The organism is Pseudomonas sp. KCJK9000, from assembly GCF_046230725.1.
GTDB lineage: Bacteria > Pseudomonadota > Gammaproteobacteria > Pseudomonadales > Pseudomonadaceae > Aquipseudomonas > Aquipseudomonas promysalinigenes.
On sequence record NZ_JBJJLN010000003.1, the window covers coordinates 38,028 to 61,899 of the forward strand.

The following is a 23,872-nucleotide window of genomic DNA, read 5'->3' on the forward strand; positions in this document are numbered from 1 at the left end:
GACCGTTCCCGATCCGCGACGGATGTATTATCGTGGCGTGGTGCGCATATAACAGCAGCCCGAGCGATCGGGCACTTGCAAGACAATCGAGGGTGTCATGAGTAACGAAAGCATTAACTGGGACAAGCTGGGTTTCGACTACATCAAGACCGACAAGCGCTTCCTGTCCGTATGGCGCAATGGTGAGTGGGACAAAGGCACCCTGACCGAAGACAACGTGCTGCACATCAGTGAAGGCTCCACCGCCCTGCACTATGGCCAGCAGTGCTTCGAAGGCCTGAAAGCCTATCGTTGCAAAGATGGCTCGATCAACCTGTTCCGCCCAGACCAGAATGCCGCCCGCATGCAGCGCAGCTGTGCGCGCCTGCTGATGCCTCAGGTCCCGACCGATGTGTTCATCGAGGCCTGCAAGCAAGTGGTCAAGGCCAACGAGAAGTTTGTCCCTCCCCATGGCAAAGGCGCCCTTTACCTGCGCCCGTTCGTCATTGGCACTGGCGACAACATCGGCGTGCGCACCGCCCCAGAGTTCATCTTCTCGGTGTTCGCCATCCCTGTGGGTTCTTACTTCAAGGGCGGCATGAAGCCACACAACTTCCAGATTTCCAGCTTCGACCGTGCCGCCCCTCAAGGCACGGGCGCAGCCAAGGTCGGCGGCAACTATGCTGCCAGCCTGCAACCGGGCGCTGAAGCCAAGAAAGCCAACTTCGCTGACGCCATCTACCTCGACCCTTTGACCCACACCAAGATCGAAGAAGTCGGTTCGGCCAACTTCTTCGGTATCACGGCCAACAACGAGTTCGTCACGCCTAAGTCGGCCTCGGTGCTGCCGGGTATCACCCGCCTGTCGCTGATGGAACTTGCGCAATCGCGCCTGGGCCTGACCGTGATCGAAGGCGACGTCGAAATCAACAAGCTCGACCGCTTCATCGAAGCCGGCGCTTGCGGGACTGCCGCAGTGATCACCCCCATCGGCGGCATCGAGTACAACGGCAAGCTCCACGTGTTCCACGACCTGGAGAAGGTCGGCCCGGTTACCCAGAAGCTTTACAACGAGCTGACCGGTATCCAGAGCGGCGATGTCGAAGCGCCGGCGGGCTGGATCGTCAAGGTCGCCTGATACGCTGCGCCATGCTGACCGACGGGGCATGCCAGACACTGGCATGCCCCGTTTGGTTTAAGCCGGCGTAGATGAATTTTTCTTAAATCGCCGTTTGGCTATTCTTTGGCACAATCGAGTCTCCAACTAGACGCCCAGGAACGAGCATGCCACGCGTATTGACCATCGAAGACGACGCCGTCACCGGCCAGGAAATCGTCGCCGAACTCTCAAGCCACGGCCTGGAAGTGGATTGGGCCGATAACGGCCGCGAGGGCTTGGCCAAGGCCATCGCCGGCGGTTACGACCTGATCACCGTCGACCGCATGCTGCCCGAGGTTGATGGCCTGACGATCGTCACCACCCTGCGCAACCTGAAGATCGCCACCCCGATTCTGATGATCAGTGCCCTGTCCGACGTCGACGAGCGCGTTCGCGGCCTGCGTGCAGGGGGTGACGACTACCTGACCAAACCATTTGCCTCCGATGAAATGGCGGCGCGGGTCGAGGTACTGCTACGACGCAACAGCGTGCCGATGACCCAGACCCGCCTGCAAGTGGCAGACCTGCAACTGGACCTGATCAGCCACGAGGCGCGCCGTGGCGAGCAAACCCTGAACCTGCTGCCTACCGAATACAAATTGCTGGAATACCTGATGCGTCACAGCGGCCAGGTGATCACCCGAATGATGATTTTCGAGGAGGTCTGGGGCTACCACTTCGACCCAGGTACCAACCTGATCGACGTCCATATCGGCCGTCTTCGCAAGAAGATCGACTCCCCCGGCCAATCGCCGCTGATCCGTACGGTACGGGGCTCGGGTTATGCCATTGCTGAACCCGTCTAAGGGCTGGAGCTCCTCGACGAGCCGCCTGCTGGCGCTGTACAGCTTCCTGTTCGTGGCCTGGAGCTGCATCCTCATGGGGGTGCTGTACTTCGAAGTGTCCAGCTACCTGAACAAACTCACCCGCCATTCCATGCTGCAGCGCCAGCACCTGTTCGCGCACATGAGCGGCAAGCAACTGGACGACGCTCTGGTGGCAAGCCAAGCGTTCGAAGAGCGCAGCTTCGATGCCTATGGTTTGTTCGATGCCCAACTCAACCCTGTGGGCGGGCGGATTCGCACCATACCTCCTGAACTCGGGCTGGACGGTAAAGTGCACGAACTCAAGCGCTGCCTCGATGCTGACGACCCCCATGTGCCGCGCGACAGTTGCGATGCCGTGGCGATCAAAGTGCAGGATGGCCGCTGGCTGGTGCTGTTTCGCGACAATGGCTCGTTGTTCGTGGTCACGCGGATCATTCTCGATGCCCTGCTATGGGGTATCTCGCTGACGCTGATTCCAGGCTTTGCCGGCTGGTATCTGCTGCGCCGCCGACCGCTCAAACGTATCCGCGCCATCCAGGCTCAGGCCGAGCTGATCGTCGCAGGTGACCTCACCCATCGCTTACCGCTGTCTGCACGCCGCGATGAGCTGGACATGCTCGCCGCCATCGTCAATGCCATGCTCGACCGTATCGAGCGGCTGATGCATGAAGTCAAAGGGGTCTGCGACAATATCGCCCATGATCTGCGCACGCCCCTCACCCGCCTGCGCGCCCAGCTCTATCGCATTCGCCAGCACAGCGAACACGACTCGCCCCAGGCCGAGGCGCTGGACCAGGCGATCGGCGAAACCGACACATTGATGGCGCGGTTCCGTGGATTGCTGCGCATCAGCGAACTGGAAGACCGCCAGCGCCGCGCCGGTTTCGTTCAGCTGGACCCACATGAGCTGCTGGTGGAGCTGCATGATTTCTATCTGCCCTTGGCCGAAGATGGCGCGATCCGCCTGAACCTAGAGCAGCCTGCGCAGTTGCCGGCACTGCATGGCGACCGCGAGCTGTTGTTCGAAGCCTTGGCCAATCTGGTGGGTAACGGCATCAAGTTCACACCTGAAGGCGGCCGGGTTGCCATCACCGCTCACCAGGATGATACAGGCGTGCACATTGCCATCGAAGACAGCGGTCCCGGTATCCCTGAAGAGGAACGGGCTGCGGTACTCAAGCGCTTTTATCGCAGTGAGGAAGGCCACCGCCACGCAGGTTTCGGCCTGGGGCTGTCGATCGTTGCGGCGATCGTCGACTTGCACGGGTTCGGGCTGGAGATTGGCGAGAGTGAGCTGGGCGGGGCAAAGCTGGTATTGCACTGCCCGCTGGCCGGCGCGAGCAAATAAATTCGGGGCCGCTTTGCGGCCCCTTCACATCGGTCAGTCCGCCAGGCGCCAGGTCGTTGCGCCCTTGCTGTCTTCCAGCACCACACCCATGGCGGTGATCTGGTCACGGATCCGGTCGGACTCTGCCCAGTTCTTGTCCGCACGCGCCTGCAGACGCGCCTGGATCAACGCTTCGACCTCAGCTGCATCGACCTTGCCCTCGGCACCGGCACGCAGGAAGTCATCGGCTTCTAGCTGCAGCACACCCAGCACATCACCCAGTTCACGCAGGCGACCGGCCAGCCCCGCTGCGGCATCGACATCGCTGTCACGCAAGCGATTGATCTCGCGCACCAGGTCGAACAGCACAGCGCAAGCTTCAGGGGTACCGAAGTCGTCGTTCATCGCCACGCTGAAGCGCTCGACGAAGGCTTCACCACCCTTGGCGGCTACCCGCGGCAGGCCACGCAGGGCGTGATAGAAACGCTCCAGGGCGCCCTTGGCATCGCGCAGGCTGTCTTCGGAGTAGTTGATCGCGCTGCGGTAGTGGCTGGCCACCAATAGGTAGCGCACCACCTCCGGGTGATACTTGGCGAGCACATCACGGATGGTGAAGAAGTTGTTCAACGACTTGGACATCTTCTCGCCGTTGATGCGGATCATGCCGCAGTGCATCCAGGCGTTGGCGTACTGCTTGCCAGTGGCAGCCTCACTTTGAGCGATCTCGTTCTCATGGTGCGGGAACTCGAGGTCGCTGCCGCCACCGTGAATATCGAAGCTCTCGCCCAGGCAGCAGGTCGACATCACCGAGCATTCGATGTGCCAGCCCGGACGGCCAGGCCCCCACGGCGAATCCCAGTACGGCTCGCCTGGCTTCACGCCTTTCCACAGAACGAAGTCCAGTGGGTCCTGCTTGGCCTCATCGACCTCGATGCGAGCGCCGATGCGCAGGTCTTCGACCTTCTTGCGCGACAGCTTGCCGTAACCGACGAACTTGCCGACGCGGTAGTAGACGTCGCCATTCCCAGGGGCGTAGGCATAGCCCTTGTCGATCAGGGTCTGGATCATCGCGTGCATGCCGGCGATATGGTCGGTGGCACGTGGCTCCAGGTCCGGCTTGAGGATGTTCAGCCGGCGCTCGTCCTCGTGCATCGCGTCGATCATGCGCGCGGTCAAGGCGTCGAACGCCTCGCCGTTTTCATTGGCGCGGTTGATGATCTTGTCATCGATGTCGGTGATGTTGCGTACGTAAGTCAGCTCGTAGCCGCTCTTGCGCAACCAGCGGGTGACCAGGTCGAATGCCACCATGCTGCGGCCATGGCCAAGGTGGCAGTAGTCGTACACGGTCATGCCGCATACATACATGCGCACCTTATTGCCGTCGAGCGGTTTGAAGGCTTCCTTGGTCTTGCTCAGGGTGTTGTAGATGGTAAGCACGGCGGTTCCTCAACTCCCCCAGGAGTCACGCAGGGTGACGGTGCGATTGAACACCGGGCGCCCCGGCTGGCTGTCTTTGAGGTCGACGCAGAAGTAGCCTTCGCGCTCGAACTGGAAGCGGTCCTCAGGCTGCGCCTGACCCAGCGACGGCTCGGCGCGGCAACCGCTGAGCACTTGCAGCGAGTCGGGGTTGATGTTGTCTAGGAAGCTGCCGCCTTCTTCGGTTTTTTCCGGGTTGGCGGAGCGGAACAGGCGGTCGTACAGGCGCACTTCGCACTCGACGCTGTCTTGGGCAGGCACCCAGTGAATAACGCCCTTGACCTTGCGGCCTTCAGGGTTTTTGCCCAGGGTGTCGGGGTCGTACGAGCAGTGCAGCTCGACGATGTTGCCTTCGGCATCCTTGATCGCCTCGTCGGCACGGATCACATAGCTGCCGCGAAGGCGTACCTCCCCGCCCGGCTCCAGGCGCTTGTAGCCCTTGGGCGGCTCTTCCATGAAATCGTCGCGGTCGATGTACAACTCACGGGCGAACGGCAACACCCGCACACCCATGTCTTCTTTCGGGTGGCGCGGCAGTTCGAGCTGCTCGACCTGGCCTTGCGGGTAGTTGGTGATGACCACTTTCAGCGGGCGCAGCACGCACATGGCACGCGGGGCAGTACGGTCCAGATCGTCCCGGATGCAGAATTCGAGCATCGACATGTCGACCACGCCGTCGGAACGGTTGGTGCCGATCATTTCGCAGAATGCACGGATCGATGCCGGGGTGTAACCCCTACGGCGGAAGCCCGACAGCGTCGACATGCGCGGGTCATCCCAGGCGGTGACGTGCTTTTCGTCGACCAACTGCTTGAGCTTGCGCTTGGAGGTGATGGTGTAGTTCAGGTTCAGGCGGCTGAACTCGTACTGACGCGGGTGCGCCGGTACCGGCAGGTTGTCAAGGAACCAGTCGTACAGCGGGCGGTGACCTTCGAACTCGAGGGTGCAGATCGAGTGGGTGATGCCTTCGATGGCGTCCGACTGCCCGTGGGTGAAGTCGTAGTTGGGGTAGATGCACCACTTGTCACCGGTCTGGTGATGGTGAGCGTGGCGAATGCGATACAGGATCGGGTCGCGCAGGTTCATGTTCGGCGAAGCCATGTCGATCTTGGCACGCAGCACGCGCTCACCGTCCTTGAACTCGCCAGCCTTCATGCGTGCGAAGAGGTCGAGGTTTTCTTCGACGCTGCGCTCGCGGAATGGGCTGTTCTTGCCAGGTTCGGTCAGGCTGCCGCGGTATTGCTTGGCCTGATCAGGGGTCAGGTCGCAGACATAGGCCTTGCCACGCTTGATCAGTTCAACGGCCCAGTCATGCAGCTGGTCGAAGTAGTCAGAGGCAAAGCGCACCTCGCCTGCCCAGTCGAAGCCCAGCCACTTGACGTCGCGCTGGATAGCGTCGATGTATTCCTGGTCTTCCTTGGCCGGGTTGGTATCGTCGAAGCGCAGGTGGCACACGCCGCCAAACTCCTTGGCCAGGCCGAAGTTGACGCAAATCGACTTGGCATGACCAATGTGCAGGTAGCCATTGGGCTCCGGCGGGAAACGGGTGACGATGGTGCTGTGCTTGCCCGAGTCCAGGTCGGCCTGAATGATTGGCCGCAGGAAGTTCGCAGGGACAGCGGGGGCGCCTTTGGTAGCGGCGTTGGGCGCGTTGTCGGCAGTGGGCTTGCTCATAGGATCCTTGAATGCACGTGTCCGGCCTGGGTAGGCCGATTGAATCAAAGGGCCTATCATAGCCGAAGCAGTCAAGCTGCTGACAGCCGGGCACCGACAAACTGGCGCGATTTATCGCCAGCCGTGCAAAATGGCCGCTGCGGGCCATGCACATGTGTCGCGCTTGGCCGATGCTTCGTCTGGTCACTACACGCGCCCAGCGCAGCCTATTTTCCTGTATGCCTTGAAAGAGCGAATTTCAGCATGTCCAAAGTCAAACTGACCACCAACCACGGCGACATCGTTCTGCAACTGAACGCCGAAAAAGCCCCACAGACCACCGCAAACTTCGTTCAGTATGTCAAGGACGGCCACTACAACGGCACCGTTTTCCACCGTGTGATCAAGGGCTTCATGATTCAGGGCGGCGGCTTCGAAGCCAGCATGAAACAGAAGCAAACCCGCCCTAGCATTCAGAACGAGGCTGACAACGGCCTGAAGAACACCAAGTACAGCATTGCCATGGCCCGCACCATGGAGCCGCACTCCGCCTCCGCGCAGTTCTTCATCAATGCCTCCGACAACGACTTCCTCAACCACAGCGGCAAGAATGTGCAAGGCTGGGGTTACGCCGTGTTCGGTGAAGTGACCGAAGGCCGTGAAGTTGTCGATGCCATCGAAAAAGTCGCCACCGGCTCCAAGGCTGGCCACCAGGACGTGCCCAAGGATGACGTGATCATCGAGAAAGCCGAGATCATTGAGTGATCCTGCTGATCTCCGATCTGCACTTGCAAGAAGAACGCCCGGACATTACCCGGGCGTTTCTTGATCTGCTCGACGGGCGCGCCCGTCACGCCAAAGCGTTGTACATCCTCGGCGACTTTTTCGAAGCGTGGATCGGTGACGATGCCATGACCCCGTTCCAGCAGTCGATCTGCCAGGCCCTGCGCCAACTCAGCGACAGCGGCACGGCGATCTACTTGATGCATGGCAACCGCGACTTCCTGATTGGCCAGGCGTTCTGCAGCGCTGCCGGCTGCACACTGCTGGCTGACCCGAGCGTGATCGAGCTGGGCGGTGAGCAGGTGTTGCTGATGCATGGCGACACCCTGTGCACGCGGGACGTCGGCTACATGAAGATGCGCCGTTACTTGCGTAACCCGTTAAGCCTTTGGGTTCTGCGGCACCTGCCGCTGGCCACTCGCCAGAAGCTGGCACGCAAACTGCGCAACGAAAGCCGGGCACAGGTGCGCACGAAGGCTACCGACATCGTCGACGTGACGCCGGACGAAGTGCCGAAAGTGATGGCAGCCCACGGGGTGCGCACGCTGGTGCATGGCCACACTCACCGGCCGGCGATTCACAAGTTATTAGTTGAAGGTGAACCGGCACGGCGCATCGTGTTGGGGGACTGGGATCGCCGGGGCTGGGTTCTGCAGGTCGATGCCCAGGGCTTTGCTCTGGAGCCATTCGAGTTTTCCTGACCTGCCGACACTGCCCCGTCGCCGGTTGACCCGCGACGGGGGCAGTGTCGGCCAGGGCCTCAAGGCTGGCTAGCCACAGCATCCTTGTCCCGCTCGCTGATTGCATACTGACGGTACCCTGGGTCCGCCTTGATCTGCGCCTCGGTGAAAGGCAGCGGTGCCAGTTGCTTGGCGGCGAACGCCTTGGTCTGGTCGCTGAAGTGCGCCGAGCCCGCTTCGCTGGACTGCGAAAACGCCAGTAGCCCACGCGCCTGCGGCCCCTGCTCGGTGAAACTCACCAGTTGCAAATAGCTGGTGCCGCTGACCACCAGACGTTTGCCTGGCCCATTGGGCACACTGAACATTGCGTTATAGACCCCCAGCTGTTGCGGCCCACCTGGCACCGGCGTGCCATCGGCAGCTTGCTGAATTTGCCCCCAACGCCGCCCCGGCGCCACACCGGCCTTAGCCACCTGCTGCATCGAAGCCAGAGCCGCATCGTGCAACAGCTTGCGCACCGATGCCTGCTCGACCGCCAGGCCACGCGGTGTGTGTTGCGGGTCTGCCGGGTCGAAAGGCACACGCCAGCTTTGCGGATCTCTGGCCAACGCCTCGAACAAGTTCTGGAAGTGCATCAGGCCCACGCCACTGTCCAGGTCCGCCTTGCCATTCCAGTCAGCAAGGCTCGAGCACACGCCCTGCACGTCTTGCCCTTCCCCTTTGCACCACTGCAGCAGGTCGGGCAGGACCAGATCGGCCAGGTACACCTGGTCGTCCAGCACCATGCGCTGCAGGTCGTCGACACTGAGCTTGGTGTTGCCTTGCAAACGTTGCAGAGCGAAACGCCCGCGCATACCCAGCGGCTGATCGTTACGACTGATCAACGGCGAAAAGCCCATCAGTGGCTGAGCCGGGTTGGTCATCCAGGCCGGGTCATTGGAGTTCTGCACATAATCACTGCGCTCCAGGCTGGGCAGCATCGCTGCCGGAAAAATACCAGGCTGCGCGGCCTGGGCATCGACCTTCCACCGACAAGCACTGCGAGCGCCATCCAGCACTACCAGCGGCCCTTGCCCTGCGGGATCGCCGCATTCGCTGAGCAGTTGCTGATCGACATAAGGCACCACGGACTGGTTGAGGTAAAGCGCGGTGCCTTGGGCATCGACGGCCAAGGTGTTGACCCATGGAATACCTTGCAACTGTTCGATCGACCCTCTCAGCTCACCCAGGCTGTCGGCGCGGTTGATGCGGTACCACTGCTGCAGCACACGCGTGTTGTCCAGGTTGGCATCGCGCAGGCTGAAGGCCGCTTGAGTATCCCAGTCCAACCGGCCTGGCCATTGTACGATCGGCCCGAAATTCGAGCTGTAGACCTGGCGGTCAACCTGGTGGAGGGTGCCATCGGCGGCCTTGACCGTGACGCTGATGGTTTCCTGCGCCATCGGCACCGATTTGCCGTCCTGCAGGTAGTGAGTCGGGTCTTTGGGGTCCAGTTGCAGGCGGTACAGGGTGAAGTGCTTGGAGGTGTCCACCGTATGGGTCCAAGCCAAGTGACGATTGAAGCCGATGTTGACCACTGGCAGGCCAGGCAGCGCAGCGCCCATCACGTCCAGTTTGCCGGGAATGGTCAGTTGCATCTGGTAGAAACGCATGCCGCCTACCCACGGAAAATGCGGGTTGGCCAATAGCAGGCCTCGGCCGTTGGCTGAGCGCTCAGCGCCCACCGCTACCGCGTTGCTGCCGCGCTCGAAGGCAAAGCGCTGCTGCTGGGCCATTGCCACGTCGAAGCTCTGAGCGGCCTGCTGCGCGGCCTGCTTGGGCGGTTGTGCCCCCGCCAGCGCTTCGGCGAACTGGCCCAGCCCGCCTTCTGCCAGCATCCGGCGCGTCAGTTTGATCAGGTCTTCACTACTGATCGGCCGTACCCACTGGCCATCGCCGCATTCCGCTGGCAGGCCTTGGCGACGACGCTCGGCCAGCGCGCGGTTGAACCCGTTGGCATAGCCCTGGAGCAACTCACGTACTGCGCCAGGCTGAGCCTGCAGGAAGCCATCGACCGCCGCTGGCTTGTTCAGCCAGGTGAAGAACAGGTCGCTGGCAAGGTTTGCGCGTTGTTCAAGCGTGACGCCCTCGGCGCCAAAGTAGCGCGAGCGCTGGCCATTGACCGTGAGCACTTCGTTGGCCAGCAGGCACAGGTTGTCCTCGGCATAGGCATAACCAATGCCATAGCCCAGACCACGCTCGTCCTTGGCGACGATGTGGGGGATGCCAAAACTGGTGCGGCGGATTTGCGCAGCGTCATCGCTGCCCGCCTCCCGCGCCTGTCCTGCGGCACTAAAGGCGACCAGGGCAGCGGCCAGGCTGGCACAGGTCAATGGACGCGATATTGGCAACACAGGCACTCCTCGGATTCAGGGGGGTATCCCTGGTCAGACGAATGGCGCGATGAAAATTTACGCGCTCAGCCTGCGCGAGCCGTCTTCATGAACGCAGGGCAGATTTTTATCAGCCACAGACTGCAGATTTGCCGTGCTCATTCGTCCTATCAGTGAGCCACCGAAATTTCGGGAAAGTCCACGAAAAGGAGCATTCACATGTACAACCCGCGACTCACAGCGCACACCGGGGGTAGTCCAGGCAAGCCGGTAAGTGCAGCGGCGGCCTGCGTGGACGAGCGAACCGGCAACGAGCAGATTCGCGAACTGCTGCGCAGCTACGGCCTGCGTACCAGCCTGATTCGCCTGAAGGTGATCGACGCGCTGTACAGTGCACAGCGCAGTGGGCGAAGTATCGGGGTGCGGGGGGTACACGCGCAATTGGAACAACTGGACATACCACTGTCGTTCCTGAGCGTACGAGAAGTGCTCAAACGGCTCTGCGCCGAAGGCGTGATCAGCCTGGGCAGCGACAAATGCTATAGCCTCGAACCCGAAGCGCGCGCCGTGCTCGAGCAGGCCTTACCGCGCTGATCCTAAGCTGGCGTCAGGGTTTGACCTTGCGCCGCAGAATGCCGTTTACCACCACCACAACCACGGCAATGGCGATGGCCAGCATCTGGAAGGTCTGTTCACTGATCGTGCCTTGCTTCTGCAGGTGCGACAGGCCCAGCATCAGGCCCAGCACCACCAGTATGATCAGAAGCGAGTATTTAAGGCGCTGCACGTGTGTCATCGAAGATTCCTTCAACATCAGGGTAATTGGCTCGCAACGAGCGAGCGCAATGATACAACGGCGATGGCTTGAAGCGGTGTATTTCCTGCTTAGCGCGATCATCGAGCCCTGAAAGCATTAGGTTTCACACCCCATGCTGGAGGGACTATGCGCCATCTACCGCTGTTGATCATGCTACTCACCCCGTCACTTGCCATCCATGCCCTGGAGACGCAACAAGCCCCGCCCGAACAATTGCACAAGCTGGGCAGCCAGTTGGCGGCACAGGCCGGCAATAGCCAATGGCAACAGCTATGGCAACGAACCCGTGCTGCTGGGCACCTGCAGGCCACCTCCGGGCATGCCTACTTCACGGTGCCTCACCCACTGCTGCCAGGCCTGGCCAGGCAGACGCTGGCGCGGGCGGATCAGGTCGAAGCCCTTGGCAATACCCTGGCGCGTTATCGGCGAAGCTTTCCCGACAGCGTGATCGGCCAGCTCGATGGCCGGCCTTTGAACAGCTTATGCCTGGTCATCGACTGGCGCACATTGCCCCAGAGCAACGCCAGCGAACCCCATGCCTTCCTTGGCAGCGCCACCTTGCTAAAGAGCTATCCATGCGAATAAGGGTACGGGCAACCGTCTGCATGCTGGAAACACAACCCACCGTGAAATGGGGGCTGCAGGGCATCGCTAGGGCATCGTCCTACATTGCGCGACACCGTTGCCTGCGAGCCTTACTCACCGAAGCTACAACTGCCAGCCCACATGGCGCCTAGCGACCCACTTCGTCGCTCACCGAGAATTCCCCCATGCCAACGACAGGCATCGCGCCCCATCCACCGCGAGGAAGTCTCTTATGGAACTGCCAGATCTCACATCCATCGACATCGGCCAGTTACCGCATTCGTTGCAGGCCCTGATCGAATGCATCGGCATTGAAAACGCTTACTTGCTGACTTGCGCCTACGGCGGAAGGCCCAAGTACATACCCAAACATCGAGAACGCACCAAGCTTGCCGACGTGCTGCCGGCCGATGCCCTCGACGCCCTGATCAAACGCTTCGCAGGGGTCGCCCTGGAAATCCCCAAGGCTGATCACTTTCTGCGCCAACTGCGCAACCTGCAAATCCAGAGAGAAAGTGCCAATGGCTTGTCCCGCAGCTTGCTGGCCAACAAGTACGGCTTGAGCCTTCGCCAGATCGGCAACATCCGTCGCCAGGAGCAATGTGCCCGCTGACGGCCCGCTCGGCCCACAGCGGCCGTGTCCTCAACCCTAGAAAGAAGAGAGATCAACAATGTCCATCGACAATAGCCTCATCGGCTCGGTCATCAATGCTCTGCCCATGGACCGCATGATCGCTGCACCCCTGCAGGCCATGGTTCAGGCCCAGGTCACCGCCAGTAAATCCTATGCAGACTTCCTCATGCAGGTCTGTGTCCAGGATGGCAAGGCGGTAGCCATTCAGTTCGACTACGACGAAACCATCGTTGACGAACAAGGCGAGTACAAAGGCGTCGTCAGCAAGTCCATGAAGGTGCCGCTGCTGGCAGCCATCACGCACCCGAACATCACCATCGAACAAGGCAACGTCGAGTTCGAACTGACCATCAGCCAGATGGCCGAAGACTTCAGCGAATCGAACAAGTCCGGCGAACTTGCAGCGTCCCTGGGCTGGGGGCCATTCAAGCTGGATGTCAAAGGCAGCATCAGCAGCAAATCCACGCAAACTCGCAAGACCGATACCCGGGCACGCTATGCGTTCAACACCTCGCTGCGTCGCCAGGACCCGCCAGAGGCCATGATGCGAGTGATCGACTTTCTCACTGAAGCCGCTACCAAACCGACCGTGGTGAAAACCTCGACACTCGAGAGCCAGGACTCGATCTCCCAGGCCGACACGCTCAAAGCGCTGCCTGGTGAGCAACAACCCGCTGGCAATAGCGCCCCCACCCCTTGATTGTCAGCTCGTCGCTTGACCGGTTGCCCCGCTACCGACAGCGGGGCTTCTTGCTGCCTCAGGAGCCCAAACCTTGGACAACTCACCCGCCCCCATGACCGCCATCGACCTGCGGGACATCACCCGTGGTCTGCAGGAAGCCGCTGCGGCTACCAACAGTTTGATCGCCCAGCAGTACATCAATCTTTTCGACCAGTTCTTCGATTGTGATACCCAGGCATTGGGCAGCCCGATGAAGGCCAAGATGGTCGAGGTTGCCATGGACGACCGGCACATCATGCGCGTGCCATTGTTCGCCCTGGTGGCTCCCAAGGGCCTGACGCTCGAGCGCATGCAGGTAGACCTGTCGGTACGGGTCAACGCTACCGAAGAGTTGCGCGCCCTACGCGAAGAATGTGACAAAGCCAGCACGGCCAGCTTCAAGGTGACCATCGGCGCGCAGGGTCGCCAGGGCGAAGCCCGGGACCCTGATGAAGTGCAGATCCGCATGCAGTTTCATGCCAGCGAACCCCCTGAAGCGCTCAACCGCTTGATCGAGGAATACACCAAGCTGATCACGCCGACGCGCAAGCCCGACACGCCTGCCCCCGAGCCAACCAACGAGTTCGTCGAAGCCGCTACAGTGCGTTGATGCCTCTTAAAAGTCGCGCTTGTAGAAGATATCCAGGGAGCTTGCCAGCCCGCTGGCGGCCTCCAGATAAACCTTCTTGCTCATTTTGTAACGCAACGCAATGGTATTGGCCGGCTCGAAAACCCCTACGCCATAACGCAGACTGAGCTTTTCGGTCAGGTTGCCGCTGGCCACCACGCTGGTGCTGTTACCAGAGCCTTCGGTATCCAACTGGAAGTCATCGATCCCCAGGCCAGATGCCAGCTTGCCGGTGATGCCCGCACTACCGGCCAAGCCCAAGCCCAATGCCGCTTCGGCCAACATGTTGTTGTCCTCTCCAGAGTTGCCTAGCGGGCGTCCGAGGACCAGATACGACAGTGCTTGCTCCTGGCTCATGGCTGGCTCGGAGAACACGGTAGTCGTGGGTTGCTCGGCACTGCCACTGAGGCGAATGCCCGCGATCACATCGTCGACGGTGCGGATCGCCTCGATATCCAGATAAGGCTGATCTATCGGCCCTGCGAACAGCAGCCGGGCGCGGCGTATGGTCAGGCGTTGACCATAGGCGCGGTAGCGGCCGTCGGCCAGGCTCAGTTCACCCCGGGTGTCCATGTTGTCACCGATGTGCACATGGCCCAGCAGGTTGGCAGTCAGGCCAAAGCCGCTGAACGACAGCTTGTCCTGCCCCACCGCCACGTCGATGTCCATTGCCATCGCCATGGACGGCTTGCCTTCTTCGGTCTGTTGGCCAACGATGACCGTATCATCCGAGACTTTGACGGTCGAAGGTGGCAGCTCGCGAACGGTAATCTTACCTTTGGGCACCAGCACTTTACCGGTCACCGCGAGCTTGTCGTCGATCAGGCGCAGGTTCAGATCTGGGGCGACTTCAAGGGTGGCGTAAGGCTCGACGGTCACGGGCAACTGCTGCCCCTGCAGCCGCAGGTCCATACCCAGAGCCTGCCCCCAGGTCAGTTGGCCGTTGAGCTGGCCGCGCCCGGCATCGCCGCTGCGCCAGTTGCCATTGAGCTGCACCTGCTCACCGGCAATCAGCGCCCGTAACGACAAGTCATGCAGGCTGACCGGTAACTGTGCACCACTGACCTGGCCGCCACTGAGCTCCAGGTTGCCGTTGACCTGCGGCGCCAGCAGAGTCCCGGTCAAGCGCCCACTGCCATTGAGCTGCCCCGTCAACTGTTCGACCATCGGCACGAACGGCCGGGCGATCGACAGGTCCAGACCCGACAGGCGGAAATCACCCGACAGCGGCTTGTTGGTACCCAGCGGATCGATACGCGTGTTCAGGCTCAACTGGCCCAGGCGTTCACCGCGAAACTCCAAGCGGGTATCGACCCGGCGCGGCGCCAGCGTGCTGTCTACACGCAGGGCCTGGTAGGGGAAGTCGATCCAGCGCCCCTGGTCGCGAACCCGTAACGTCCCACCACTGGCATCGACGCGAACGTTACCTTTCGGGCCGCCAGCCGGTATATCCAGGTTTACGTCTGCATTGAGCAGGCCTTGCCAGGCGAAGTCTTTGGGTAGCCATTGCGCCAGGCTGTCGAGCGGGAACTGCTTGAGGTGATAACGCAGGCGAGGCTCGGGGGCCAGGCGCTGGTCCTCACCGCACAAGCTCGCCTGGCCAGAGCGCCAGCAATGGGCGCCGAAATCCAGCTGACCATTGGCCAAGCGCTGCAAACGGGCCGGCCCCTGCAACTGCCAGTCCTGGCCGCCGGCCTGGATCCTGCCTGTGGCCAGCCGCCCGCGCCAATCACCTTTGTTCAACTGGCCATCGAGCCCCAGGTTCAACTTCAGCTGAGGCCCCTCAAGGGCCAAGGTCAACGCCTGCTGACGAATATCGCCCTTGCCATTGGCTTGCAAGGTACCCAGCACGGTGTCACCCGAGCGGATGCCATCGGCTTTGAGCGCAAGCAGTGCGCGCTGGGCGCTGTCCAACTTCGCCTGCAGATCGAGCCGCTGAATGCGGTTATCTTCTTGCGCCAATTGCTGGCCCTGCAAGGTCAAGTTGCCCTGTGGCGCATCCAGGGTGCCACTGACGTCCAAACGGCCCTTGATCTGGCCCTGCAGCCTGGGCCATAGCTGGCCCAGGCGCGGCAGGTCGAGGTCGATGCGACCGGCAAGACGCTGCTGCAAGCTGCCGCTGCCGTTGATGCGGTTATCTCCCAATTGCACTGCCAGGGCGCCAAGGGTCCAGTCCTGGCCGCCACCCTGCGCCTGGACTTTGAGCAGCGCTGGTTGCCCGCGCAGGCGCCCTTTGAGGTCGAGCTGGGCATCCAGGCTCAGGTGCTCACCCTTCATTTCCCCCTTGCTGCGCAAAGGGCCTGCCAGGGTGCCCGGTAACTCAGCGAGCCAGTACGCAGGGTCCAGGGCAGACAACTGCAAGTCGACGTCCCAGGCCAGGGCGTCGGCGAAGCGTACCGCGACGCTGCCAGCCGCTTTGCCCTGCCCGGCAGTCAGCGCCAGTTGCGGCAGGCGCACTTGGCCCAGGTCACCCTCGAATGGGCTGGCCAGGTTGAACGCACCTGCCGGCCCATCGAGATCACCATTGAAGTTGCCGTTGTAGGTACCGTCGCGGTAGTGCACCTGAGCGTTCAGCCGCTTGAGAGTCACCTGCGGCGCAGCCTCAAGCGGATAAAGCCGCAGCCATGGAAAGTCCTGCCAGTCGAGTTGCGCATCAGCCTGCAGACCTTGCTGCCAGTCCGCTTTGGCCTTGAGCTTGACCTGTTGAGCTTCGCTGGCGGTCAGGTCCAGCGCATCGAGCTGAGCGCCTTTGGCATCTACCTTACCCGCCAGAGCCAGTGCAATTGGGCCCTGTTCGGCGGGCAGACTGGCAGTGCCAGACAACCGGTAGCCATCGAGCAAATCGCCTTGGGCGTTCAGTACCAGCTGATCGAGCTGCAAGGTGTCAGGCAGCGAGGCCGCAGGTTTGAAGGCATCTGAACGAATCTGCAAGGTCGCCGGTAAATGTTCGGCCAAGGCCTGGATCGACCCGCTCAGGCGGGCATCGAGATAACCGCTGCTGGTGGCATCGAGGCTAAGCGCTTTCTGAAGCTCACCTTTGGCGCTCAGCGCCAGTTGCCAGGCCTTGCCATCAACTGCCGGCAACTGCACCTGCCCTTGCAGTTGCAGCGGCCAATCGCCGTCAGGCTGCACATCACCTTGCAGGTCCACGCGCAAGTCCTCACGTTGCAATTGCAGGCTGTCGATACGCAATCCAGCGCCGGTCCAATGGGCCGCCAGGTGCAGATCGGCCAAAAGGTCGCTGCCATCCAGACGCAGCTGACCAACCCTGACCTCCCCCACTTCGATCCCCAACGGCAAGCGCAGCGTCGGCAATTGTACGGGGCCGGGCTCGGCTGGCGTGTTGCTGGGGGCAAACGCCATGTCGATTCGCTCTGCACGCAGTTGCTCGATGCACAGCGTGGCACGCAGCAGGCAGGCCGGCGACCAGTTCAGCAGCGGCGCCTGCACCTGAACCAGGCTATCACCCTCGCGCCAGCTCAACTGGCTGGCCTGCCAGGTGCCGGCCAGGCGCCCCTGGAAGTCATCGACCGTGAGCCCAGGCACGCGACTCAGCGCCCAGCGACTACCACCTTCGGTGCCCAGTAGCAGACTCAAAACCACAGCCACCAGCAGCACAGCCCCCACTACGCCCAGCAAAACCAACTTCAACGCACGCTTCACAGCTCAGGCCCCATGGAGAAGTGCAGGCGTATACCGCCATCGTCATCGAGCGCTTTGGCCAGATCCAGGCGCAACGGCCCTACCGGCGAGACCCAGCGCACCCCGAAACCCACCCCGGTCTTGAGGCTTGGCAGCTCCAGGGTATTGAACGCGTTACCTTGGTCGATGAAGGTTGCCACGCGCCATTTTTCGGTCAGTGAATACTGGTACTCCACACTGCCTGCGACCAGATAACGGCCACCGATACGATCGCCATCGCTGTTCTTGGGCGATAGGGTCTGGTAGTCATAACCGCGCACGCTTTGGTCGCCACCTGCGAAGAAGCGCAGCGAAGGTGGGATGTTGTTCTTGTAGCCGTTGGTGGCGCTGCCCCCGAACTGCACCCGGCCAAGCAAACGATGGTTGTGGCCCAGGGTGGTCAGGCCCTTGAGCAGAACATTGGCATGCAACAGATTGGTATCGGACACCAGACCTTCCTTTGCCACCTGGGTGTCGAACTGCAAGCGATAACCGTTGTGCGGGTCGATGCGGTTGTCACTGCGCAGATAGGAAAAACTCACACCTGGCATCAACAGGTTGCTCAAGCCCGAGTCATCGCCCAGGCGATACTCCTCGCGCTGGTATTTGAGCGAGATGACCCGTTGCCAGCCGCTGGGCAATTTACTGTGCCACTCGGGGCCGACGGTCAGCAGCTTGCTGAGCGTATCGGTGCCAGCGATTTCTTCGTTTTGATAGCCGCCCGCGAAGCGCAGCTTGTCGGTCAAGGGTGGATCAAGCGGCACGTCATACCACAACCCGACGTTTTGCCGCGGCGCCGACAGCTCTGTTTCCCAACCATAACTGTGCCCCTGGGGGTTGACCCAGTGCCGGGTCCAGTTGGCCTTGCCACGTGGGCCCACGTCGGTGGAAAAGCCCAGCCCGAGGCCTAGGGTACGTGGTTTGCGGGTTTCGAGATGAACATCCACCGGGATGTCTTCGCCCACCGCCGCAGTAGGTGCGGCATCGACCCGCACCCCTTCGAAGTAGCCACTCGATTGCAGGTCGTTGTTCAGGCCGGCGATCAGTTCCGAGTCGTAGGGCGTGCCAGGCTTGAACGAAACCATGCGCTGCAGCAGGTCCTGGTCCAGCGGGGTGTCGCCACTGAATGTCACCGCCCCCAAGCGATAGCGCGGGCCACTCTGGTAAACCAGCTCGATGTCGGCAACCCCGGCCTGTGGGTCGACGGCCAGGCGCTGTTGCGTGAAATGGCCAGCAAAAAAACCATACCGCGAGGCCTGGTTCTGGATAAGCCGTTTGGCATCTTCGTAGAGGCCATGATTGAGCTGCTCGCCCGGCCGCAGGGCCTTGCTGTCAGGTACGCGGAAGGCTTTGAGCTCACTGGCCGGCCCCTCGATGCGTACGGTTACGTTGCGCAAGCGCACCGGCTCACCTGGCTCTATCTTGACGACCAGTTGAGGGGGTTGGTCTGCTTGGGCAGGCGGATTGACCTCGGTGTCGATCTGCGCCTGATAATAGCCAAGTGCCTGCGCGGCTTTGCGCGCCTGCTCCTGGGCACCGCGGCTGAAACGCAGCAGCGCTTCTTCGTCGCGGTCCCCCAGGGTGCCGATATAGCCTTCGACATTGGCCTTGAGTGCTTTGTTGGCTGGCTTGACCTTCACCAGCAACTCGCTCTGGCCCCATGCGGCAAAACTGGCGGCCCAGAAAACCAGGCCCCAGGTGAATCTTCCTGAATACGTCATGCGGCGCATGCTACCAGAGCCAAGCGCTCAAGGGAGGCACTTGGCAGCCTTCCTCAGGCAATTGATGACAGCGATACCTCGGGATTTGGATGAAAAAACACCCTCTCCCGAACCGGCCCCAGTACCACCTCGCCAATCTCTTCATAGCCCTGACGCGCATAGAACGCCAGGTATTGCTCGTTGCCAGAGTCCAGCACGACCCCTTGGGTATTGGGGTCCTCAGCGCACCAGTCATGAACAGCTTGTAACAATTGTTCACCGTAATGCCCGCCGCGAAAGTGCGGGTGAACGCCTAACAGCGGCAGCATATGCACCTGATCGGAAGGCACACAGCCAATCACGGCTGCCTGATAGTCCAGGTAGCGCCGGGTACAGCGCTGCCCAGCGCCCAGCAGCATGCGCAAGCGCCAGACCCAACTGTCGGCGACTCCCAGACGCCGCTGCGGCGGCACGATCAGAGCCAGGGCGATCAGGCGGTCATCAAGCAGCAGGCCTATGGCTGGCAATTGCAGGTAAAAGTGCTGACGCACCCAATGGCGAATCATCACTCGCAGCCTTCGCTCATAGCCTGGACGATGCGCTTCGAAGATATAGGCGAAGGTTGGATCGTGCCGATAGGCGTCGTACAACAATGCGCGGGCCTCACGGCGGTAGCCGTCATCGAGCGTACAGACACGGGCCTGGGCGGCAGTGACATCGGGCATGGCGGGCGGTCCTTCTGAAAAAGGGCAATATCAATGCCTTGGAGGTGCCCGTGCGCACATCGTTCACCTGGGCACGCGCACGATGTGGCAGCAGTAGGCTGGCATGCTGGTGATCAACGCCGATGTTCGTTAGCATCGGCGCTTTTACCGGGATTGTCTTTCCATGAAGATCGTCTGTTTCAACATCAACGGCCTGCGGGCCCGCCCGCACCAGCTGGCGGCGCTGATCGACAAGCACCAGCCGGACGTGATCGGCCTGCAGGAAACCAAGGTCAGCGACGATCAGTTCCCCTTGGCCGATGTCCAGGCCTTGGGCTATCACGTGCATTACCACGGCCAGAAAGGCCATTACGGCGTAGCCCTGCTTTCGCGCCAAGCCCCGCTGAGCCTGTTCAAAGGGTTCGCCACGGATGAAGAAGATGCCCAGCGCCGCTTCATCTGGGGGACCTTCGCCGATGCCCAGGGCAACCCGATCACGATCATGAACGGCTACTTCCCACAGGGCGAAAGCCGCGACCACCCCACCAAGTTCCCCGCCAAGCAGCGCTTCTACAGCGATCTGCAAGCGCTGCTTGAGGGGCAGTTCAAGAATGACCAGCCCATACTGGTGATGGGTGACATGAACATTTCCCCCCAGGATTGCGACATCGGCATCGGCGCGGACAATGCCAAGCGCTGGCTGAAAACCGGCAAGTGCAGCTTCCTGCCTGAAGAGCGCGAGTGGATGGAACGCCTCAAGGGCTGGGGCCTGGTGGACAGTTTCCGCCACCTGCACCCGGAAGTGGCCGACCGCTTCAGTTGGTTCGACTATCGCAGCCGTGGCTTCGAGGACGAACCCAAGCGCGGGCTGCGTATCGACCTGATCATGGCGTCCCAGGCGCTGGTGCCGCGGATCAAGGCAGCCGGTGTGGACTACGAGCTGCGCGGCATGGAAAAACCTTCCGACCACGCACCGATCTGGCTGCAGTTGGACTAAAGCACTCTCACCCGCCTACCGGGGGCGCGGCTTGCGTCTTGCCTCCGGTCAGCTGCTCACAACCCCAAGCGCAACGCCTCCCCCACCCTCGCCCCACGCCCATCGCTTGCCGCGCTGACCAGGGCAAAGTTGTAGGCCCCATGCGACCAGTAGCGGGCCTCGAGCTGACCATCCACCCGTTGACCCTGCGGCATGCTTGCATAGCGATCGCCCGGCGAGCGCAAAAACAAACTGATGCGTTGCCCACTGCGGTCCTGGAATACCAGCAGCGCCGCGGGGCCCTGCTCGTTGCTGAGCAGCCGCGCCCCAACCGGCTCGAAGCCATACCCCGCCAGGTCCGGTAATTGCCCCACGCGGCTGAAATGCCGCCCCAGCCATTGGCGCAACTGCTCAGGGTCACTGGCCTGAATGTCCAGCGCCTGGCTGCCGGCAAACAGCCGATGGGCCTGCACGGCATCGGCCATTGGCAACGTATCGCTGGCCAAGGTGACCTGGCGAGCCTGCCATCCGCCGAGCCCGCCGACGCCCAACGCCAGCAACAGCATCGCCGCCGACGCCACGCGCCGTAGCCTGCGCTGGCGCAGCCGCTGCTGAACCTGGTGCAGGTCGAGCTTCGCCGCGCCCTGGGTCTCCCCCAACCCCGCCAGTGCGGCACGAAGGCGCCTGGCATCGCTGCGCCAGGCCTCCACCCGCGCCGCTTGCTGAGGGTTGGCCGCCAGCCATGCCTGTATTTCAGCACGCCGCGCCGGCTCCAGGCGGTCATCGACATAAGCATGCAGTTCGTCTTCACCAGGGATCAGGCGTTTCATTTGAGTCTCCGCAAGGCTGGCGGCTGGGGGGCGCCCTCGGTCAGTTCACGTAGGGCGGCGCGCGCGCGCGAGAGGCGCGACATGACCGTCCCGATGGGGATGTTCAAGGCCGTGGCTGCCTCCTTGTAGCTGAGCCCTTCGATGCTGATCAGCAACAGCAAGGCGCGCTGTTCCGTAGAAAGCTGGGCGAATGCCTGCAAATCGGCTTGGGCCAGGATGATGTCTTCGGTATTGTCGCCAACCGGTTCATCGGCGGCATCGGCGCGGCTGAACCACGACAACCAGCGCGCGTGCAGGCGCTCCCGGCGCTTGGAGTCGAGAAACAGCCGATACAGGATCGTGAACAGCCAGGCGCGCAAGGCCTCGCCTTCGCGTTGCTGGCTGCGGCGGGTCAAGGCGCGCTCGACCGTGGCCTGGACGAGGTCGTCGGCACTGCCGGGTTCGCGCGTCAGCCAAACGGCGAAGCGCCGCAGGCGCTGCAGCAGCTCACGCCACTGCTGTTCGTCCAAATCGTGCATGGTCAGTTACCGGGCGCTAGGGTTGTCAGTGTATGGGGCAGACGCCTGGCGAGAAAATCTATTCCCTGCCATGGAATAAGTTTTTTCCTGGGACGTCGTACTGGCACCTTCTCACTGAACCGGGTATCTACCATGAACTCACCCTTGCATGGCCCAGCCAAGGCGCTTCGCCTGGCCGGCATAGGCGCCGTGATGCTGGCGCTGGGCGCAGGCTTCGCCTATGCCGCCGGCTGGATCGGCGGGCCGCAACTGACCCCTCAGCGCATCATCGATACCTTCGAGGCCCAGGCCGGCCACTATCCGGGCTACCGCAAGAACCACGCCAAGGGCCTGTGCGTCAGTGGCTACTTCCAGGCCAGCGGCCAGGCTGCAACGTTGTCCACCGCAAGGGCTTTCAGCCAGGAGCGGGTCCCGGTGATCGGCCGCTTTGCAATCGGCGGAGCTAATCCATTCGCCCCGGATACGGCAATACCGGTGCGTAGTATGGCGATCCAGCTGAGCACCGATGATGGCCAGATCTGGCGAACCGGCATGAACAACCCTCCGGTACTGGCAGTAAGCAACCCGCAAGGTTTCTATGACCAGGTGCTGGCCGGCGCGCCAGACCCCGCCACTGGCAAGCCCAACCCTGCCAAGATGCAGGCATTTTTCGCGGCGCACCCGGAAAGCGCGGCGTTTCGTCAGTGGGCCGCAAGCTATAAACCCAGCGACAGCTTCGCCAACACTCAATACCACAGCATCAATGCCTTTGAGCTGATCGATGCCAGCGGTACGGCGCATCCGGTACGGTGGCAGTTGGAACCACAAACAGCGTTCAGCCCCCTTCCAGGCCAGGTCGATGACAAGCTGTTCCTACAGCATGACCTGCAACGGCGCCTGGCCCAAGGGCCGCTGCGCTGGACCCTGCGCCTGGTGCTGGCCAACCCGGATGATGCAGTGGATGACCCGGCTCGACCATGGCCAGCTGACCGGCGCAGCGTTGAAGCCGGCACGCTGGTGATCGAGCAGGTCGATGCTCCCGAACAAGGCGCCTGTCGCGACTTGAACTTCGACCCATTGATCCTGCCCAGCGGCATCAAGCCCACTGCCGATCCGATCCTCGCCGCCCGTTCTGCCGCCTATTCGGAATCTTTCAACCGCCGCAGCCGCGAATCCCTGGGCGAAGGAGCACAGAAATGAAACCCGACGTCTTTCACCCTCTGGCACGCCTGATTCACTGGCTGATGGCGGTGCTGATCATCGCCATGCTGTTCATTGGCGTGAGCATGGTCGGCGACCTGTCCCTGCGCCATCCACTGTTGATCGACCTGCACAAAGCCACGGGCCTGGCCTTGCTTGTGCTGGTGATCGTACGCCTGAGCCTGCGCCTGACTTTACCGCACCCGCCCTTGCCCACCGACCTGCCAGCCTTGCAACGCATTGCCGCAGGCGCATCCCATTGGCTGCTCTATGGGCTGATGCTGGCCATGCCGCTGCTGGGCTGGGCGATGCTTTCGGCCGGTGGCTACCCACGCCCGCTGCAACTGCCGGCTATCGCCCCGCACGACTTGCAGCTGTACGCGGTGCTTCGCCAGGCCCACGGCTGGGCCGGCTATCTGCTGTTCGCCACCGTACTGGTGCACTTGGGTGCCGCGCTGATGCATGCCCTGGTAAGGCGTGACGGGGTGTTGCGCAGCATGTGGCCAGGCCCTGTGAGACGCGGCGAATGAAAAGCTGCTAAGCCGCACGGCGCTGGCAATTGCCATGCGCCGCGCGCCCGCTGATAAGCACTGCGCGCAACCTTGCAGAGTGTGTTTTAATGCGTCGCTAATTATTTTAAACA

General features: G+C 61.9%; 22 protein-coding genes. 13 read left to right on the top strand and 9 right to left on the bottom strand.

Features of this window, described 5'->3' with window-relative positions:
* Nucleotides 1-97: 97 nt before the first annotated feature.
* From ACK59H_RS02340 to ACK59H_RS02350, 3 genes are all read left to right on the top strand, one after another.
* Nucleotides 98-1,117 (top strand): branched-chain amino acid aminotransferase, encoded by a 1,020-nt coding sequence (locus ACK59H_RS02340; protein ID WP_060476552.1) that lies wholly within the window; start codon nucleotides 98-100, stop codon nucleotides 1,115-1,117.
* 146 nt (nucleotides 1,118-1,263) lie between these two features.
* The gene (locus tag ACK59H_RS02345; protein ID WP_060476553.1) at nucleotides 1,264-1,944 is read left to right on the top strand and encodes a response regulator transcription factor; all 681 of its coding nucleotides are present in this window, start codon (nucleotides 1,264-1,266) and stop codon (nucleotides 1,942-1,944) included.
* A complete protein-coding gene (locus tag ACK59H_RS02350) occupies nucleotides 1,922-3,313 on the top strand; it encodes a HAMP domain-containing sensor histidine kinase (RefSeq protein ID WP_060476554.1) in 1,392 nt (463 codons plus the stop codon). Before ACK59H_RS02345 ends, ACK59H_RS02350 begins: the two co-directional genes overlap by 23 nt.
* A 33-nt stretch (nucleotides 3,314-3,346) precedes the next feature.
* Here ACK59H_RS02350 and cysS read toward each other — a convergent pair whose 3' ends face one another.
* Both cysS and ACK59H_RS02360 read right to left on the bottom strand, forming a co-directional pair.
* Nucleotides 3,347-4,729, bottom strand: coding sequence for a cysteine--tRNA ligase (gene cysS, locus ACK59H_RS02355; RefSeq protein WP_060476555.1), 1,383 nt, complete (start codon nucleotides 4,727-4,729; stop codon nucleotides 3,347-3,349).
* A gap of 9 nt (nucleotides 4,730-4,738) precedes the next feature.
* The gene (locus ACK59H_RS02360) at nucleotides 4,739-6,442 is read right to left on the bottom strand and encodes a glutamine--tRNA ligase/YqeY domain fusion protein (protein ID WP_060476556.1); all 1,704 of its coding nucleotides are present in this window, start codon (nucleotides 6,440-6,442) and stop codon (nucleotides 4,739-4,741) included.
* A 243-nt stretch (nucleotides 6,443-6,685) separates the two neighbouring features.
* Between ACK59H_RS02360 and ACK59H_RS02365 the strand changes: the two genes are divergently transcribed.
* Nucleotides 6,686-7,186 (top strand): peptidylprolyl isomerase, encoded by a 501-nt coding sequence (locus ACK59H_RS02365; protein WP_060476557.1) that lies wholly within the window; start codon nucleotides 6,686-6,688, stop codon nucleotides 7,184-7,186.
* Nucleotides 7,183-7,905, top strand: a complete 723-nt coding sequence (locus ACK59H_RS02370; RefSeq protein ID WP_261745445.1) for a UDP-2,3-diacylglucosamine diphosphatase — start codon at nucleotides 7,183-7,185, stop codon at nucleotides 7,903-7,905. The genes ACK59H_RS02365 and ACK59H_RS02370 overlap by 4 nt, the downstream gene beginning before the upstream one ends.
* 59 nt (nucleotides 7,906-7,964) lie before the next feature.
* Here ACK59H_RS02370 and ACK59H_RS02375 read toward each other — a convergent pair whose 3' ends face one another.
* On the bottom strand, nucleotides 7,965-10,277 hold the full coding sequence (locus ACK59H_RS02375; RefSeq protein WP_409264224.1) for an acylase: 2,313 nt from the start codon (nucleotides 10,275-10,277) through the stop codon (nucleotides 7,965-7,967).
* A 198-nt stretch (nucleotides 10,278-10,475) separates the two neighbouring features.
* Here ACK59H_RS02375 and ACK59H_RS02380 point away from each other — a divergent pair, with 198 nt between their 5' ends.
* Entirely contained in the window at nucleotides 10,476-10,850 is a 375-nt protein-coding gene (locus ACK59H_RS02380) for a hypothetical protein (RefSeq protein WP_060476560.1), read from the top strand.
* A gap of 13 nt (nucleotides 10,851-10,863) precedes the next feature.
* Here the strand turns inward: ACK59H_RS02380 and ACK59H_RS02385 are convergent, their stop codons facing one another.
* On the bottom strand, nucleotides 10,864-11,052 hold the full coding sequence (locus tag ACK59H_RS02385) for a hypothetical protein (protein WP_060476561.1): 189 nt from the start codon (nucleotides 11,050-11,052) through the stop codon (nucleotides 10,864-10,866).
* Nucleotides 11,053-11,199: 147 nt separating this feature from the next.
* Between ACK59H_RS02385 and ACK59H_RS02390 the strand changes: the two genes are divergently transcribed.
* The 4 genes from ACK59H_RS02390 to ACK59H_RS02405 all read left to right on the top strand — a co-directional run bounded on the left by ACK59H_RS02390 (nucleotide 11,200) and on the right by ACK59H_RS02405 (nucleotide 13,623).
* Entirely contained in the window at nucleotides 11,200-11,658 is a 459-nt protein-coding gene (locus tag ACK59H_RS02390) for a hypothetical protein (RefSeq protein WP_060476562.1), read from the top strand.
* A 232-nt stretch (nucleotides 11,659-11,890) separates the two neighbouring features.
* Nucleotides 11,891-12,271, top strand: coding sequence for a Mor transcription activator family protein (locus tag ACK59H_RS02395; protein ID WP_060476563.1), 381 nt, complete (start codon nucleotides 11,891-11,893; stop codon nucleotides 12,269-12,271).
* Nucleotides 12,272-12,329: 58 nt separating this feature from the next.
* Nucleotides 12,330-12,992 (top strand): DUF2589 domain-containing protein, encoded by a 663-nt coding sequence (locus ACK59H_RS02400; RefSeq protein ID WP_060476564.1) that lies wholly within the window; start codon nucleotides 12,330-12,332, stop codon nucleotides 12,990-12,992.
* A gap of 94 nt (nucleotides 12,993-13,086) precedes the next feature.
* Nucleotides 13,087-13,623: a DUF2589 domain-containing protein gene (locus ACK59H_RS02405; protein WP_207869627.1), complete on the top strand. Its 537-nt coding sequence runs from the start codon at nucleotides 13,087-13,089 to the stop codon at nucleotides 13,621-13,623.
* Nucleotides 13,624-13,629: 6 nt separating this feature from the next.
* On the opposite strand, the gene ACK59H_RS02410 is transcribed toward ACK59H_RS02405, so the two are convergent.
* Genes ACK59H_RS02410 through ACK59H_RS02420 form a run of 3 tightly spaced genes read right to left on the bottom strand, consistent with a single transcriptional unit; the run spans nucleotide 13,630 to nucleotide 19,747 of the window.
* Nucleotides 13,630-17,292 (bottom strand): translocation/assembly module TamB domain-containing protein, encoded by a 3,663-nt coding sequence (locus tag ACK59H_RS02410; protein ID WP_409264240.1) that lies wholly within the window; start codon nucleotides 17,290-17,292, stop codon nucleotides 13,630-13,632.
* 8 nt (nucleotides 17,293-17,300) lie between these two features.
* On the bottom strand, nucleotides 17,301-19,043 hold the full coding sequence (locus tag ACK59H_RS02415; RefSeq protein ID WP_409264241.1) for an autotransporter assembly complex protein TamA: 1,743 nt from the start codon (nucleotides 19,041-19,043) through the stop codon (nucleotides 17,301-17,303).
* Nucleotides 19,044-19,096: 53 nt separating this feature from the next.
* Nucleotides 19,097-19,747: an N-acetyltransferase gene (locus ACK59H_RS02420; RefSeq protein WP_060476567.1), complete on the bottom strand. Its 651-nt coding sequence runs from the start codon at nucleotides 19,745-19,747 to the stop codon at nucleotides 19,097-19,099.
* Between the two features lie 163 nt (nucleotides 19,748-19,910).
* Between ACK59H_RS02420 and xthA the strand changes: the two genes are divergently transcribed.
* Complete coding sequence (xthA, locus tag ACK59H_RS02425) at nucleotides 19,911-20,723, top strand: exodeoxyribonuclease III (protein WP_186477082.1); 813 nt, start codon at nucleotides 19,911-19,913, stop codon at nucleotides 20,721-20,723.
* 56 nt (nucleotides 20,724-20,779) lie between these two features.
* On the opposite strand, the gene ACK59H_RS02430 is transcribed toward xthA, so the two are convergent.
* On the bottom strand, nucleotides 20,780-21,532 hold the full coding sequence (locus ACK59H_RS02430; RefSeq protein WP_060476628.1) for an anti-sigma factor: 753 nt from the start codon (nucleotides 21,530-21,532) through the stop codon (nucleotides 20,780-20,782).
* A complete protein-coding gene (locus ACK59H_RS02435; protein ID WP_186477080.1) occupies nucleotides 21,529-22,050 on the bottom strand; it encodes a sigma-70 family RNA polymerase sigma factor in 522 nt (173 codons plus the stop codon). Before ACK59H_RS02435 ends, ACK59H_RS02430 begins: the two co-directional genes overlap by 4 nt.
* 132 nt (nucleotides 22,051-22,182) lie before the next feature.
* On the opposite strand from ACK59H_RS02435, the gene ACK59H_RS02440 reads away from it, so the two are divergent.
* Nucleotides 22,183-23,229: a catalase family peroxidase gene (locus ACK59H_RS02440; protein WP_409264226.1), complete on the top strand. Its 1,047-nt coding sequence runs from the start codon at nucleotides 22,183-22,185 to the stop codon at nucleotides 23,227-23,229.
* Nucleotides 23,226-23,759 (top strand): cytochrome b, encoded by a 534-nt coding sequence (locus ACK59H_RS02445; RefSeq protein WP_409264227.1) that lies wholly within the window; start codon nucleotides 23,226-23,228, stop codon nucleotides 23,757-23,759. The genes ACK59H_RS02440 and ACK59H_RS02445 overlap by 4 nt, the downstream gene beginning before the upstream one ends.
* The last annotated feature ends 113 nt before the right edge of the window (nucleotides 23,760-23,872 follow it).